18 protein-coding genes and 2 pseudogenes are annotated in these 13,867 nt (G+C 43.5%); 18 read left to right on the forward strand and 2 right to left on the reverse strand.

The window, feature by feature from the left end; all coding sequences use genetic code 11:
- Positions 1 to 197: 197 nt before the first annotated feature.
- The 8 genes and pseudogenes from E5329_RS25495 to E5329_RS25525 all read left to right on the forward strand — a co-directional run bounded on the left by E5329_RS25495 (position 198) and on the right by E5329_RS25525 (position 5,100).
- A complete protein-coding gene (locus tag E5329_RS25495) occupies positions 198 to 1,187 on the forward strand; it encodes a DUF5688 family protein (RefSeq protein ID WP_016214114.1) in 990 nt (329 codons plus the stop codon).
- A gap of 18 nt (positions 1,188 to 1,205) precedes the next feature.
- A complete protein-coding gene (locus E5329_RS31155) occupies positions 1,206 to 1,334 on the forward strand; it encodes a hypothetical protein (RefSeq protein WP_016214115.1) in 129 nt (42 codons plus the stop codon).
- Positions 1,312 to 1,854, forward strand: a complete 543-nt coding sequence (locus E5329_RS25500) for a JAB domain-containing protein (RefSeq protein ID WP_135992044.1) — start codon at positions 1,312 to 1,314, stop codon at positions 1,852 to 1,854. Before E5329_RS31155 ends, E5329_RS25500 begins: the two co-directional genes overlap by 23 nt.
- A gap of 4 nt (positions 1,855 to 1,858) precedes the next feature.
- Positions 1,859 to 2,149 (forward strand): annotated as a pseudogene (locus tag E5329_RS25505) (topoisomerase); the annotation flags it as partial.
- Between the two features lie 764 nt (positions 2,150 to 2,913).
- Positions 2,914 to 3,351, forward strand: coding sequence for a hypothetical protein (locus E5329_RS25510; protein ID WP_135992045.1), 438 nt, complete (start codon positions 2,914 to 2,916; stop codon positions 3,349 to 3,351).
- The gene (locus E5329_RS25515; protein ID WP_135992046.1) at positions 3,345 to 4,256 is read left to right on the forward strand and encodes a Mu-like prophage major head subunit gpT family protein; all 912 of its coding nucleotides are present in this window, start codon (positions 3,345 to 3,347) and stop codon (positions 4,254 to 4,256) included. The genes E5329_RS25510 and E5329_RS25515 overlap by 7 nt, the downstream gene beginning before the upstream one ends.
- 12 nt (positions 4,257 to 4,268) lie before the next feature.
- Positions 4,269 to 4,826 (forward strand): phage protease, encoded by a 558-nt coding sequence (locus E5329_RS25520; protein ID WP_135992047.1) that lies wholly within the window; start codon positions 4,269 to 4,271, stop codon positions 4,824 to 4,826.
- Complete coding sequence (locus E5329_RS25525; RefSeq protein WP_275443739.1) at positions 4,819 to 5,100, forward strand: Mor transcription activator family protein; 282 nt, start codon at positions 4,819 to 4,821, stop codon at positions 5,098 to 5,100. The genes E5329_RS25520 and E5329_RS25525 overlap by 8 nt, the downstream gene beginning before the upstream one ends.
- 91 nt (positions 5,101 to 5,191) lie before the next feature.
- Here E5329_RS25525 and E5329_RS25530 read toward each other — a convergent pair whose 3' ends face one another.
- A complete protein-coding gene (locus E5329_RS25530; RefSeq protein WP_135992049.1) occupies positions 5,192 to 5,437 on the reverse strand; it encodes a hypothetical protein in 246 nt (81 codons plus the stop codon).
- Positions 5,438 to 5,520: 83 nt separating this feature from the next.
- The gene (locus E5329_RS30090) at positions 5,521 to 5,685 is read right to left on the reverse strand and encodes a hypothetical protein (protein WP_168356774.1); all 165 of its coding nucleotides are present in this window, start codon (positions 5,683 to 5,685) and stop codon (positions 5,521 to 5,523) included.
- A gap of 425 nt (positions 5,686 to 6,110) precedes the next feature.
- Here E5329_RS30090 and E5329_RS25535 point away from each other — a divergent pair, with 425 nt between their 5' ends.
- The 10 genes and pseudogenes from E5329_RS25535 to E5329_RS25575 form a co-directional block, all read left to right on the forward strand.
- The gene (locus E5329_RS25535; RefSeq protein WP_135992050.1) at positions 6,111 to 6,332 is read left to right on the forward strand and encodes a helix-turn-helix domain-containing protein; all 222 of its coding nucleotides are present in this window, start codon (positions 6,111 to 6,113) and stop codon (positions 6,330 to 6,332) included.
- Between the two features lie 506 nt (positions 6,333 to 6,838).
- Positions 6,839 to 7,264, forward strand: coding sequence for a sigma-70 family RNA polymerase sigma factor (locus E5329_RS25540; RefSeq protein WP_135992051.1), 426 nt, complete (start codon positions 6,839 to 6,841; stop codon positions 7,262 to 7,264).
- A 734-nt stretch (positions 7,265 to 7,998) separates the two neighbouring features.
- Positions 7,999 to 8,493, forward strand: coding sequence for a DUF3846 domain-containing protein (locus tag E5329_RS25545; RefSeq protein WP_135992052.1), 495 nt, complete (start codon positions 7,999 to 8,001; stop codon positions 8,491 to 8,493).
- Positions 8,480 to 10,489 (forward strand): ATP-dependent DNA helicase, encoded by a 2,010-nt coding sequence (locus tag E5329_RS25550; RefSeq protein WP_135992053.1) that lies wholly within the window; start codon positions 8,480 to 8,482, stop codon positions 10,487 to 10,489. The genes E5329_RS25545 and E5329_RS25550 overlap by 14 nt, the downstream gene beginning before the upstream one ends.
- Positions 10,490 to 10,716: 227 nt before the next feature.
- Entirely contained in the window at positions 10,717 to 11,001 is a 285-nt protein-coding gene (locus E5329_RS25555) for a hypothetical protein (RefSeq protein ID WP_135992054.1), read from the forward strand.
- A 167-nt stretch (positions 11,002 to 11,168) separates the two neighbouring features.
- A complete protein-coding gene (locus E5329_RS25560) occupies positions 11,169 to 12,089 on the forward strand; it encodes a CHC2 zinc finger domain-containing protein (RefSeq protein WP_275443740.1) in 921 nt (306 codons plus the stop codon).
- A 123-nt stretch (positions 12,090 to 12,212) separates the two neighbouring features.
- Entirely contained in the window at positions 12,213 to 12,389 is a 177-nt protein-coding gene (locus E5329_RS31160) for a hypothetical protein (protein ID WP_275443741.1), read from the forward strand.
- Positions 12,390 to 12,459: 70 nt separating this feature from the next.
- The gene (locus E5329_RS25565; RefSeq protein WP_135992055.1) at positions 12,460 to 12,696 is read left to right on the forward strand and encodes a hypothetical protein; all 237 of its coding nucleotides are present in this window, start codon (positions 12,460 to 12,462) and stop codon (positions 12,694 to 12,696) included.
- Positions 12,680 to 13,096 carry a PIN domain-containing protein gene (locus E5329_RS25570; protein WP_135992056.1) on the forward strand — a complete coding sequence of 139 codons (417 nt, stop codon included), beginning with the start codon at positions 12,680 to 12,682 and terminating at the stop codon, positions 13,094 to 13,096. Before E5329_RS25565 ends, E5329_RS25570 begins: the two co-directional genes overlap by 17 nt.
- Positions 13,097 to 13,324: 228 nt before the next feature.
- Positions 13,325 to 13,867, forward strand: a pseudogene (locus E5329_RS25575) (hypothetical protein); the annotation flags it as partial.

A 13,867-nucleotide genomic window follows, 5' to 3' on the forward strand; every position in this document is an offset into this window, starting at 1 on the left:
CGTCAGACTATCCGCTGTCCCTGACAGATGCAGTTCTGGAAGAAATACAGGTTTTTATGTCGGAATACAATATGGCTCTGGAAGGGCAGTTGTCTGAAACGGAATATATTGAAAAGAAGTTCGGGTTCATGAATGGAATTGAAAAATAATGCGGGGCATAGGCATGTACCACGCTTTTGATTGGAGGAATGGAATTTATGATGGATTATGAGGTTTTCAAGGAAGTTGTAAAAGAAAATTTACTGGATTATATGCCGGAGAAGTATCAGGACTCGGAGATGCGGGTTGACTCCGTGGAGAAAATCAACCGTAAAATGGATGGATTGAGCCTTCGTTTGGAGGGTGGGGGCAGTATTTCACCAACCATATACATCAGTGATATGTATAAGGAGTATTTAAGGACAGGGGATTTGCAGGAAACTATGCAGAATGCGGCAGAGGCAATGGATAAGGCATTTCAGCAGACAGTGCTGCCGCCGCTGGATTTGCAGGCGGCAAAGGACAATATCATATTCCAGCTTGTAAATACCATACAGAATGAAGATATGTTACAGAAAATGCCGCACAGGGAGTTTCAGGACCTGTCCATTATTTACCGATGGGTAGTAAGCATGGATGAGAAGGGATTTTCAAGCACCATGATCAACAACAATCTGGCAAAGGAGCTTGGAATGGGAGAGGAACAGTTGTTTAAGGCTGCTGCGGAAAACACAAGGCGTATCCTGCCGCCCACAGTAAAATCCATGAATGAGGTAATGAGGGAAATGTTTATTGCTGACGGTATGCCGCCATCAATGGCAGACCTTATGATTGGAGAAATGGAACCGGAACAGACCATGTGGGTTATCTCAAATGAGTGTAAAATCAGCGGTGCGGCTTCCATGCTTTATGAGGATAAGCTGCACAAACTGGCAGAAAAAGTGGGAAGTGACCTGTATGTGATGCCTTCTTCCGTGCATGAGGTGATCGCTGTGTCTGTAAATATGGGTGAACCGGAGCAACTGGCACAGATGGTTGCGGAAATAAACATGGATCAGGTGGAACTGGGAGAGAGACTTTCTAATCAGGTGTACCACTATGACAAAGACCTGCGGAAGATTACGCTTGCAACTGACACGCCAAACAAAAGGCTGGACGGAGTTGTGGCAGAACAGGGACACATTTATGAAGCGAAGCAGTCCAGATAGGAGGTTTAGCGGATATTTATGGAAGAAACACCAAAAGAACTGACCGTAAAGGAACTTATGGAACTGGTGCAGCGGCAGGAGGGGGAATTTATTATCCGTATTGAGCCGGGAGGGGAGAAAGCAGATGCAGGAACAGGAACCCTTTAAACTGGAAGTCGTATCGGTAAGGCTGGTAAAGGATGCGCCGCTGTTTTCAGACCATAAGATCACAACTCCCCAGGATGCCGTAAAAGTAGTGGGGGATTTTTTATGTGAAATGGACAGGGAGGTGCTGTGCATCATTAACCTGAAATCGGATGGAAGCCCTATTAATTGCAGCATTGTAAGCATGGGGGCAGTCGATCAGACCATTGCAGAGCCGAGGGAGCTGTTTAAGGCAAGCATCCTTTCCAATGCGGCGAAGATGATCCTAGTCCATAACCATCCGAGCGGTAGCCTTACCCCCTCCAAACAGGATACCATGATTACTGACCGGATGCTGAAACTGACGGACCTGATGGGGATTACGCTGCATGACCATGTGATCGTAGGAGGCGACAACAGCCAGTATTTCAGCTTTAATGAAAAAGGGCTGCTGGAACACCCGAAAATTTATCTCTCTACAGACTATAAATCACTGGATTTTGGGAAAACGGCAATGGTAGCGGAAAAAGGGAAAGCAAGGTGAGGCGATGGAAGAAAGAAGAAGTTTTACGGCAGAGGAACTTGCGATTGCAAAGGGCGTTGACCTGACAGCGGTAGCGGCAAGCCTCGGCTACACTGTGAAAAAGATAGGCAGATACCACACCCTGAAAGAAATGGATTCGATACGGATTTATAACCGCACGAACTGGTTCCGGTGGTCAAGGGAACATGAAAAGGGAAACAACGGCGGTTCACAGATAGATTTCCTGCGTGTCTTTGCGGGGATGGAAGTCAAGGATGCCGTTTTCTGGCTGCTCGATTTTTCAGGCTACCGGAGGGACGGTGTAACCTAACAGAATAACTGACAAAAAGGACATGTCAACGTGAGACCATCCGTGAAGAGGTGGGAAATGACGGGAAACCCCGATAAATGAAGGGCTAAAGCGAATTTGATAGAGAAAAAATGAAACATCTTTGACAGTAATTTTGAGAATGGGGGGAATTGTCTGATAATTGGTTGAAATAATAAAAGAAAAAGGAAATAGGATAAGAAAACCTTTTATTTAAGGGGTTTCTTTTTTTACACAATTATAGAGAAGGGAAAAGACAAAGTAAAGATTGTAGCAATTTAAGGAATGTTTTTTAAAACGTTATAACGTGGCGTTAATGTGTCATTTTTTTAATTTACTTTTCGTTATTCAAGTGGGAAAAGCCTTATAAAATGGGCGTTACAGGAAATAACGTTTTATAAAGTCAGCGTTATTTTTTCAGAACAAAAATTGGGTAAATATCTTTTTTCAAAGTGACAAAATGGATACTTTAAAAATAGTATGTCGTATTGCCCTGTTTTCAAGGGTTTAAGCCAGTTTTTGAGAATATATGTTTGTATAAAACAAAGAGACAATTTAGGGTTATAAGTAATCCATACAAAATAATAAATATTCATTTTTATGTATAAAATAATTTTGCTATTTGGGTTATAAATAATCCATAATAATAAATATTTATTTTCGGGGAAATACTTCCCCTAAAAATTTCCGGGAATATTTTCTATAATGATATTACATCAAATAAAATTCAAATAAAACGGAGGTAAATCATTATGGAAAGACCATTAAGAAATGAACAATTTTTATTAAACCTTTTAGGACAGAAGGTGTCCATTTTCCCTATTGCCAAAGGGGAAACAGTTGAAAAAGGTGATTTGGTTGTCGTAAACACCAGAACCTTACAGGCAAGCAAGGCAAAAAAAGAGGGCGGCTATTATGCCATTGGATGTGCGGTTAGAATCGTAACGGATGAGCATGGTGCAAAGTCGGCAATCTGCAAAGACGGCATCTACATCATCAACAATGCGGAACTGCCGGAGCATAAAATCCTTGACACCGATATTGGGCGGATTTGCTATTTCAACGGAAACAATTCCGTGACACTGGACAACATAAACACGACAAAGGCTGGCGAAGTCTTAAGTGTGGGAGAAGATGGGCGTGTCCTTGTGAAAATAAGCATCAGCGAAGGGAGTGAGCTTGAATGGTAATAAATCAGCAGAGCTTAAACGGTCTGTTTGTTGGATATTCAGCGGCTTTTAACAAGGCATTCAGTGAAACCCCTGTGAACTATCCTAAAATTGCCATGACTGTGCCATCCGAGACAAGGGAAACAACTTATGCATGGATGGGGCAGATCCCGAACATGAGGGAATGGATTGGCTCAAGGGAAATCCAGAACCTGATTGCACATGATTATGTAATCAAGAACAGAACTTTTGAGCTGACAACAAAAATCCCTGTGAATGACATTGCAGATGACCAGTATGGGGTTTACACTCCGCTTATTTCTGAAATGGGGTTATCTGCAAAGAAGCATCCCGATTCCCTGACTTTTGAATTACTTGGGGACGGATTCAACCAGAAATGTTATGATGGGGTTAGCTTTTTCAGTGACAGGCATCCTATGGGCGGAAAAGATAAAGCTGTACAGTCCAACATGGGAAATAAAAAGCTGAATGCAGAATCCTATGCAGAAGCAAGGTCACAGATGATGACGGTAAAAGGTGAATCGCACAGGTCGCTTAACATTGTCCCTGACCTTCTGGTGGTTGCCCCACAGAAGGAAGCTGTTGCAAAGGAACTTTTATTTGCAGATTTGATTGCAGGAAGCTCCAATGTAAACAAGAGCACCTGTGACCTTCTGGTTGTACCGGAATTATCGGATTACGCAGAGCAGTGGTATTTATTCTGCACAAAACGCTATATCAAGCCGTTTGTGTTTCAGGAAAGGGAGAAAGCGAAGCTGGTATGCAAAAACAAAGAAAATGATGACAATGTTTTCTTTGATGATGAAGTCATCTATGGAATCAAGGCAAGGTACAACGTCGGCTTTGGCTTATGGCAGTTAGCCTATGGAAGCACCGGAACAGCAGAGGAAACAGCCAAAGGATAGAAGGTGATTGATATGGAAGTGTATGCAGAAGTATTGTCACAGACGGCAAACCTGACGGAAGCCCCTGAATATATCAGGGTTCTTCCGTTGGGCTATATATCGTCAGAAAAAGGTGATTTCTTAGTAGACAGTGAAAGTTTCCGAATGATGAAGGAACACATGGGGCACAGGGCGGTTGACATTGTCATTGATTATGAACACCAGACTTTAAGGGACATGCAAGCCCCGGCAGGGGGATGGATAAAAGAACTTGTTTTGAAAAGTGACGGTATCTTTGCAAGGGTGGAATGGACGAAAAGGGCAAAGGACTATTTACAGAACAGGGAATACAGGTATCTTTCCCCTGTTGTGATGGTGCGGAAAAAAGACCGTAAGGCTTCACAGATTCATTCCGTCGCATTGACAAACACCCCTGCCATAAATGGCATGATGCCTATTGTTAATTCTGTGAAGCCATCTTGGCAAGCCGACATCCAATTAAATGATATTCAGAAAAAGATTTGCAGGATGCTGAATTTAAGTGAAGCTGATTTTGTCAATTATGGTGTGAGGGGTGATGCGGATGGATGATAACGAACTTCTGAAAAATGTGCATGTATCTGATATACCAGAAACTTACCAGCCTGTTATTAGTTTGATTGGATTGGATAATTTCTTAAAACTCTGCCAATATGCTATGGGGGATGAACTTTATTTTCCTATGCGTAAAAGTGTATTATGCAACACAAGAAACAGGCTGATTTTGCAGGAATATAATGGTTATAACCTTGGAGAATTATCAAAGAAGTACAACTTGACAGTGAAGCAGATAAAAAATATCTTAAAAGGCTCAAATTCGCTTTAGATAATAGTCTAAGGATACTTTTACACTAAAACAGAAATACTCGCGTTATTACGCATTATAACGCTATTATAACAGGAGTATTTCTGTAAATTCAAAGAGAGTTGTTTTTAATTATTTTGAAATCGCTTGTTGTAGAGTGTTTGTTTACTTTCTTTTTACTGCTTATGTTACCTACAACATGCATGTTTAATATTTCAAGAACACTTTCCAGATTGCGTCGTGGAAGGCTTTTCATCTTCATTATTATTTCTGTATAATCGTCTTGTTCTATTGAAAGTAAATCAGATGCTACACAGTTGGAAATAACAGTGAATTTAATATCATCTATTGCACTCATATAAGTCATCCTTTCTGCTTTTTGGGGACTACATTTTTACAAGTAGCCAGAATTAATTTAGCCTTTATAATAGATTCTGAGAATTATTTTCTTTCCAATAATTTCATAGCTTCCTTAAACCTGCACTCGGATATTAACTGGATTGCTTTTTCCTCTATGATGGTGTTTTGCTCTACTTTCCGTTGCAATTCCTTTACCTGCAAGATTCCGTTATCAATCTTTTGTAAAACGTTCATTTTTTTAGCCATAATTACCACCTTTCTTTTTTTGCGGCGGTCTGATATAATATATATACAACCGCCTTTACTGGTTGCCAATAGGGTTTGGTAATGGGGACTTACAAGCTCTTGGCTATGCCCCATCTGGTTAGTTGTCTGGATTGGCTTCTAACGCTTCCTGCTCGGTAGCATATGTTACGTTATCGGCTTTTCCAATGTAACCGTAATCGGTATACATGACTAACACCCCCTATTCTGTTGTATTTAAGATATTGCAAGGGTTTTGATTTGCTAGGTCGTTGCCCTTGCTTTATCTTATACACATATATTACATTATATTTTAGTGTAATTCTATTGACAAAGTACACAATATTTACATTATTTTTTTGTGTATATTTACACTTAATTTTGATGTAATTTAATGGTATTATGTCTAATGAAGGGATGGTGATTTTTTGATTAGATATAAAATCAATTTACTTTTAGCATTGAAAAATGTAGGATATAACACTAATAAGATAAGAAAAGAAAAAATTTTCACAGAAGCACAATTACAACAAATGAGGGATAATAAACTTTTGACGCAAAAGGCATTAAACAAAGTGTGCAATTTGCTAGAGTGTCAGCCAGGGGATATTTTAGAATATGTACCAGATGAAATAAATCAGATTCAATAAAAGGTTGAATAAAAAATTGAAAGGTTATAGAATAAGTATGTGGTATACTTTTATTAAAGTTTCATAGAAGGTGTGCTTTAATTTCACAGTTCCGGCTGTATAAAAAGAGAACGAATAAATATGCGCTATATTTGCATGTTTATTCATTCTCTTTTTTGTCAATTATTTTGAGAAACTTTGACAAAAATTTTGAGCGGCTACAAAGAAGTTTCTGGTTTTTTACTTTTTATAGAAAAAGAAATAAAGATAAAATTTATAGAAAGTGAAAGAAGAAAAAGGTCACACAAATTGTTGTGTGCAAGGTAATCGCAAGAAAAGAATTGCAGTACGGAAACAAAAAAGAGATGTTTTAAAAAAAGTATTTTTAAAACGAAAAAGTAATATGAGCAGTGGCATAATCCTGAATAAGGTTGTGCCGCTTTTTTTCGCGACAAAATTCGATTGGAAACCACGTTCTCCGCCTTACTTCGATTTGATTTCAAAAATTCAAATCGGAGGAAAGGGAAATGGCTTATAACAAAGCAAAAGAAGAATGGAAATGGAAGCAATGGAAAGAAAAAGAGGAAGAACAACTAAGGGCTTTGGGAACAGATGAGAAAGTCATACTGGAACTAAGGCGCAGGGACTGGGAGGAATTCAAATCAGAAAGGCGGTATCTGGAGCATCGGGCGGCATTTCCGGAATATGCAGATTGGGAAGGCTTAGAGATAGAAGAACAGGAAGTAACAGGAATCCCGGCATTGTTAGATTCTATCAATGACGAAAGGCTGTTACATATCCTGCTGGATTCTGACAGAAGGACGCTTCAAATGTTACTCCTGAAGATGATGGGATTTTCTGTTGCGGAAATTGCCGTTAAGTTAAGGACCAGTGAGCGGGCTGTTTACTGCCGGATTGACAGGCTGAAGAAAAAAATTAAAAAAATTTTATAATGTGCGAGAAAAAAGGAGGGTTCCCGGCGGCTATTAAATAGAAAGGGAAATCCTTTCAGATGCACATTGATAACTTTATACCAGCATTACAGGTACGTTCCCGTGAGTAGAAGCGTGAAAAGATGAGCGCCAGGACGGGCAAAACTGGTACCGTGTGGCAGGAAATAAAGGTTTTTATCAGACAGAGTATAGAAACCGGTATAAAGAATGCAGTTCCTGCCATACGGTATCCGGTTCTGCCCCGAGCGAGTCCTTATACTTGAAATAAAGCTATGGCAGGCTTTCCGCCATGATCACGATCGGGGGATAATGATACACATATTTGCCAAAAGCAAAAGATGGAATTTAGGTTGTAATCAGCAAGACCTTTCGGACATCCGTGAACAGCATCCAGTACGGTATTTTATACTTAACGAACTACTAATGTTCGTTAAGGTATACTTGTTGAACTTCTAATGTTCAATCATGCATGCATGGATGGAAATTGTATTAAATTTCTTTCCGCGTGGACAAGATACCGGACCGGCCAGATGCCTGCCTGTAATGTTCCCAGCTATTTTACAAAAAGGAATGGCAGGCAGTCGGGGGCGCGGGGACAAATACGAATGCCAGAAAATAAGAAAAATGAAATCAATCGAAGTGTGCCGTTGATATCAGATACCATGCGGCTGCAGGAAGCTGCGGCCGCATTCATGTGATACCAACGCCACGCGTGAAAGAAGGTAATTTTAGATATGAAGGATAATGGAGAAAAAGCCGGGATTACCGTTCTGGTTGTAGAGCCGTTGAAAGAACCTTATGTAAAAACAATTTCCAGCGGATTAAAATCCCTGCAGGTTGAAGTCGGAGGGAATATCGAAGAAATTTTTCCCTTTGATGGTGCTTGTGCAGTCATTCTCAATGGCGATGGAAAACTGAAAGGCCTTATGCCGAACCGGGGGTTCTATGACTGTGAAGGGCGGCTGTGTGATGTGATAGCCGGTACGTTTCTTGTTTTGGGTACGGCAGGGGAAGATTTCTGCTCTTTGAGCAAGGAACAGATTGCAGAGTATATGGAACGATACAAAGTCCCGGAGAGATTTTTTTATAGAAATGGAGCGGCCAGAGTAATTCCGGTACCAGCTGGTGGAAATACAAAAAAAGGAAAGCATATGGGGAAAAACCCTGCAGGTGCAACAACACAGGACCAGAAGGCCGGAAAGAGATACAGGAAAGATGGGGTACGATAATAATAAAGGATATGCCAGAAAATACAGGGAGAAGGCACATGAGGAAACAGAGTATATTTTCCGCAAGGCTCTGCCGGAGCATGGACTGAATGTCCGGGAAGAACAACTCCGGTTAAGCCATGAAATGCTGGATGCATTATGGGGAAATCAGATTGCATTGTGCGATGCGGGGGTAGGCATCGGGAAAACCTACGCATATCTGGCGGCATGCGTTATGCGGCAAAAGTATAGAGAAGGGCGGGGGAATGCGGAGGCGAAGCCTGTGCCCTGCCAGCCAGCAGTCATTTCCACTTCCAGCATTGCGCTGCAGGAAGCAATTCTGCGGGAATATATTCCGTTCCTGTCTAAGATCCTGCTGGAAGAAAAGATCATCCATACTCCCTTAAAGGCTGTGGTTCGGAAGGGAAAGGAACATTTCGTATGCGACATCCGCTTAAAGCAGCGTCTTGCGGCCGTTCAGGATAAGAGAAAAAATGAAGGCCAGAAAAAAGCGCTGTTTTCTCTGATTACATGTTATGACATGGATCAGGTGAAGGGGTTAAGCGGGTTTGACCGGAGGCTGGTATGCGTGCCCCGGTTCTGCCCAAAGGACTGTGAGGGTAGGGAGGGCTGCCGCTACCAAAGGCATCTGGATCCGGCAAAGAATATCGGGATCCATTTTCAGATCTGCAACCACAATTATCTGCTTGCAGATGCGTCCCACAGGGCAAAGGGATACCGCCCGCTTCTTTCGGATTACCAGATACTGGTGGCAGACGAAGCCCATAAGCTCCCGGAGGCAGTAGGGCAGATGTGCGGGAAAAGGCTCTGCTATGACGATGTTCTGGAGCTCTGTTATTTTTTAGAGAGAGAACATCAGAAAATGCGCGCCGGACGGATCAAAGCTATGCTGAAAACTCTCTTTGAAATTACTGCACAGGAGAACCCGTTTGAGTATGGGCAGAAGACCGCATTCCGGCAGACGGAAACAGGCAGGAATATGCTGAAAGAAAGCGCCGCGTTATTGTTTGGGACAGCAAGTCGGTGCGGGAGGGGCATTCCGAAATGGATCCGTAACCGGCTGGAAGAAACAGGGAAGATTCTCTGTTTCTTCCAGCCGGTTACGGATCAGAGGTATATCCTGTATTTGGAACAGGATAAGGAACAGTATCCGGTGTTCTGCGCAGTCAGCAGGGAGGTTCCGGCTTATCTTTATGGGATGCTGTGGGAAAAAGGATTTCCGGCAATCATAACAAGCGGCACCTTAAGAGCCGGGAATGGATTTCTGCATACGCGGCAGATGCTTGGCTTGAGCGGAAAGAAAAGGGGGAAGCAGGCGCCGGTACAGGAATACGCTGCGGAATCCCCCTTTGCGTATAGGAAAAACTGCCTGCTTTATCTGCCAAAAGATTATAAGAAAATCCGGCACGGCAGTGAAAAAGAAGCTGTACAGATAGCAAAACAGATCAGACAGCTGGTATATTCAGCCCATGGGCATACGATGGTATTGTTTACGTCCTACTCTTTGATGGGAAATGTATGCAGAGTTTTGCGCGGCAGCCTGCCCTTCCCGATGGTGGAAGTATGGAGGCATGCGCAGGAGGAAATCATGCATTTTAAGGAATATGGGAACGCGGTGCTGTTTGCAGCTGGCTCCTGCTGGGAAGGCGTGGACTTCCCGGGGGATATGGTATCCTCGCTGATTATAGTACGGCTGCCATTTGCCGTCCCGGATCCGGTGAGGGAAGCGGAAAAAGAACAGTATGAGAGCCTGGGGGAATATATAGAAGCGGTGGCTGTCCCAGATATGCAGAAGAAGCTGCGGCAGGGGTTTGGGAGAGCCATTCGGACAGAGACCGATACTTGCGTGGTGTCCATTCTGGATCACCGGGCAGCCAAAGGAGGAAGATACCATGAGAAAGTCCTGCAGGCGCTTCCGGCCTGTGGGATGGCAGAATCGCTGGGGGATGTGGAAGCCTTCATCCGCAGCCGGAAGAATGTGGAATATTATATGTAGGAACCAGTTACAGCATTGCGTAATTAACAGTGAATAATGCAATGCTGTACTGGTATTTTTACGGATTGTGGTGTTGTTGGTTCTGCTTATAATGTGGGGCAGTGGGGCGGCGAAAGTTTGTTGGTATTTTAAAGGAGTTTTGCGGTGGATTGGTAGTATTGGCGATAGCTTTATCTGCATGGTGTGGGTATACTGTGTATAGCGTCGGAGGAAAGGAAGTGGAATAAATGAAACGGTATCAAGTGGGAATGATAAAAGATATGTCAACAAAGTATTTTTATATCAGAGATTTGGAGACAATGGATATCGTAGAACTCCCAACAAAATATCTGACGCATATGACAAGGGCGAACCGTTCCCCAAATACGATTCGCAGAAGTGCATTTGCTATCTGCTATTATCTGGAATATATGAATGAAAAACGGATGGAACTGGATGATGTGTACCAGATGGATTATGAGACGCAATACGAGGAGGAACAGCAGTGCCTTCGGACATCAGACTTTAACTAATATCATACCACAGGATCTGCCTATAATGATATGTAACTATTAACTGTATAGATGGGAATGGGGCTGAGGGGAGTTCCTCTTAGATGTCCTTACCATTTATACCAAAAAAGAATAAGTCTGTAAGCTGTTTTCCTTGCTTACAAACTTATTATACGAGGAGGAACGCCATGTATCGGGATTTTCCGTTTACCATCGTGGATGTGGCATACCTCTTGAACCTGCATGCCAGGCATAAAAATGCGGCGAGCCTTGACGTGGACTGTCCGTTCTGCGGGGAGAAAAAGGGCAAGTTCAACCTCAACACCAAAAAGAATGTGTTCAAGTGCAACCGGTGCGGGGAAAGTGGCGGCATGCGCTCCCTGTATGGGAGGATATACGGGTTGGATAACCAGGCCGCTTATGAGGAGATAAAAGGCGCCCTGGGAAGGAATGAGCAGGCGCCGTCCTATCAGGTAAGGAAACGGGAGATCGCCCCGAAGGAGCCGGAACTCCCAGGCGCCATGCCCGCCCCGGATCATGTGAGACACAAGACATACAGTATGTTCTTTTCCATGCTGGTGCTTGCGGATACCCATAGGAAGAACCTGTTAAAGCGTGGGTTCACGGAGCAGCAGATCGAGGAGAACGGCTATAAGAGCACGCCGGTCTTCGGCTATAAAAAGCTGACGGAAAGACTTCTGGCGGTGGGATGCACCGTAGAGGGCGTTCCGGGAGTTTATCAGGATAAGGACGGGGAGTGGACCATCCATTTCTCCAATAAGTCCTCCGGTTTTCTTGTTCCGGTCCGGAACATCGACGGACTGATCGTAGGAGCGCAGATCCGGTTGGATCATCCTTACGACGGCAGGAAGTACATCTGGCTCTCCAGCACGAACTTTAATATGGGTACATCCTCCGGAAGCCCGGTCCATCTGGCGGGCAGTCCGGGGGAAAAGACCATTTTTATTACGGAAGGACCGTTAAAGGGCGACCTTGTCCATGCCTTATCCGGTAGGACTTTCGGTTGCGTGCCGGGAGCGAACCAGTATGCGAACCTGCCCCCCGTTTTTACGGGAGATGAAACAGATGGGTACGCAGTCGCTCTATGAAGCCTATGACATGGATAGCTGTTAAAGAATGCCTGCAGAGGCGATTATAACGAAAAGTGCAGGCAATGCGAAAACTACAGGAAGGACTGGAAACAGCAGGATATTTCCTGTGAAAAGAAATGCGTGAAGCGCCAGAATATCCAGCGGGGCTGCCAGAAACTTACACAGATCTGCCGGGAACTGGGACTGTCCGTGAAAACACTCACATGGGATATGGATGGCGACGGAGACTGGGCGGGGCATGTAAAGGGCGTGGACGATTACCTGTATGACCTGGAGCAGAAAAAAAGCAATAGTTAATTTGTGCAGAGGATGGTATAATATATAAAAAGCATCAGGCGGCCTTACGGGTCATGGAAAGGAGAATGGTATGTCAACATTGGAGAAAACGATAAATCTGTTGAACACCCTGCCGGAAAACCAGATAGAAACGATATATAGCTTTGTGCAGTTCCTCAGCTCACAGCAGACGAAAGAAATGCCCGGAGGTGAAAAATCTCTGGATGACATTTTGGGGAATATCGTAGGTGTGATACCGGATACGGGGAAAACACTGGAGGAATACAGGGAGGAAAGGATGAGGGAACGGTATGAAGCTGTTAATTGATACCAATGTGCTTCTGGATATGGTTCTTAAAAGAAACGGGTATGATATTTCGGTAAAACTGTTCAGGAAGATCAGGGAGCAGGGAATTCTTGCATGTATAACAGCATCTTCTGTAACGGATCTGTTTTATATTATCCGCAAAGAAACACATGATACAGAACGGACATATGTTATCATGGAAAACATTTTCTGTCTGGTAACAGTTCTTTCTGTAACAGAAAAGGACATACAGGATGCGTTTGGACAGAAATGGAAAGATTTTGAGGATTGTGTGCAGTATATGACAGGGCGGAATAATCGGGTGGATTACCTTATCACGGCAAACCGGAAAGATTACAAGGATGTTTCCTTGTCTGTACTGACTCCGGCTGAATGGTTGGGGCTGGATGGACAGTATTAAGTGTAATCTATCGTAAGAGCATATTTTATTTTAGGGCGGACTTCCATACGGGGGTTCGTCCTTTTTTGCGTAAACTGTATGTAAAAAACAATATTTTTGTAAAGTGCTGTTGGCTTTTACTTAAACCGTGCGTATAAAACAGTAAATAAAACATAAAGGAGCTGAGGCGATGATGTATCAGAAAATGATTGTACCGATAGACCACGGGAACAGGATTATGCGGCTGCCATGACTGTTTATCAGAAGATAGCAGAATACAATAAGGTTATTACGGTGGACATTGGGGGCTTTACGCTGGATTACCTTATGATCCGGGGAGGGAAGCCGGATTTGTCCGTCTGCGACTCTCTGGAGAAGGGTGTCATCCGGCTGTATAATGACATTTCCTCCCATGTCAATTCCGAACAGGACATCCTGATCGACGATACGGACATTGACCGGATCATTCGGGGAGAAAGGACGGATTTCCACGGGGAGGTCATCCGCATTGTGGAGGATATGACAAAGACCTTTGTGAATGACATCCTCGGCACGCTCAGGGAGCGGGGGCTTGACCTGAAAGCAGGCTGCGTGGTATTTATCGGCGGCGGCGCCCTGCTGCTTAGAAAGTATCTGGAGCAGTCCGGCAAGATTGGCCGCTGCATCTTTGTGGAAGACATCTGCGCCAACGCAAAGGGGTATGGTATGCTCCTGTTTTTAACAGTTATATGGACAATAAATCGCTGTAACCCCAGTATTTATACGGGCTACAGCGATTTGAACTTTAGAAAT

The organism is Petralouisia muris (genome assembly GCF_004793545.1).
Classification (GTDB): Bacteria; Bacillota; Clostridia; order Lachnospirales; family Lachnospiraceae; genus Petralouisia; species Petralouisia muris.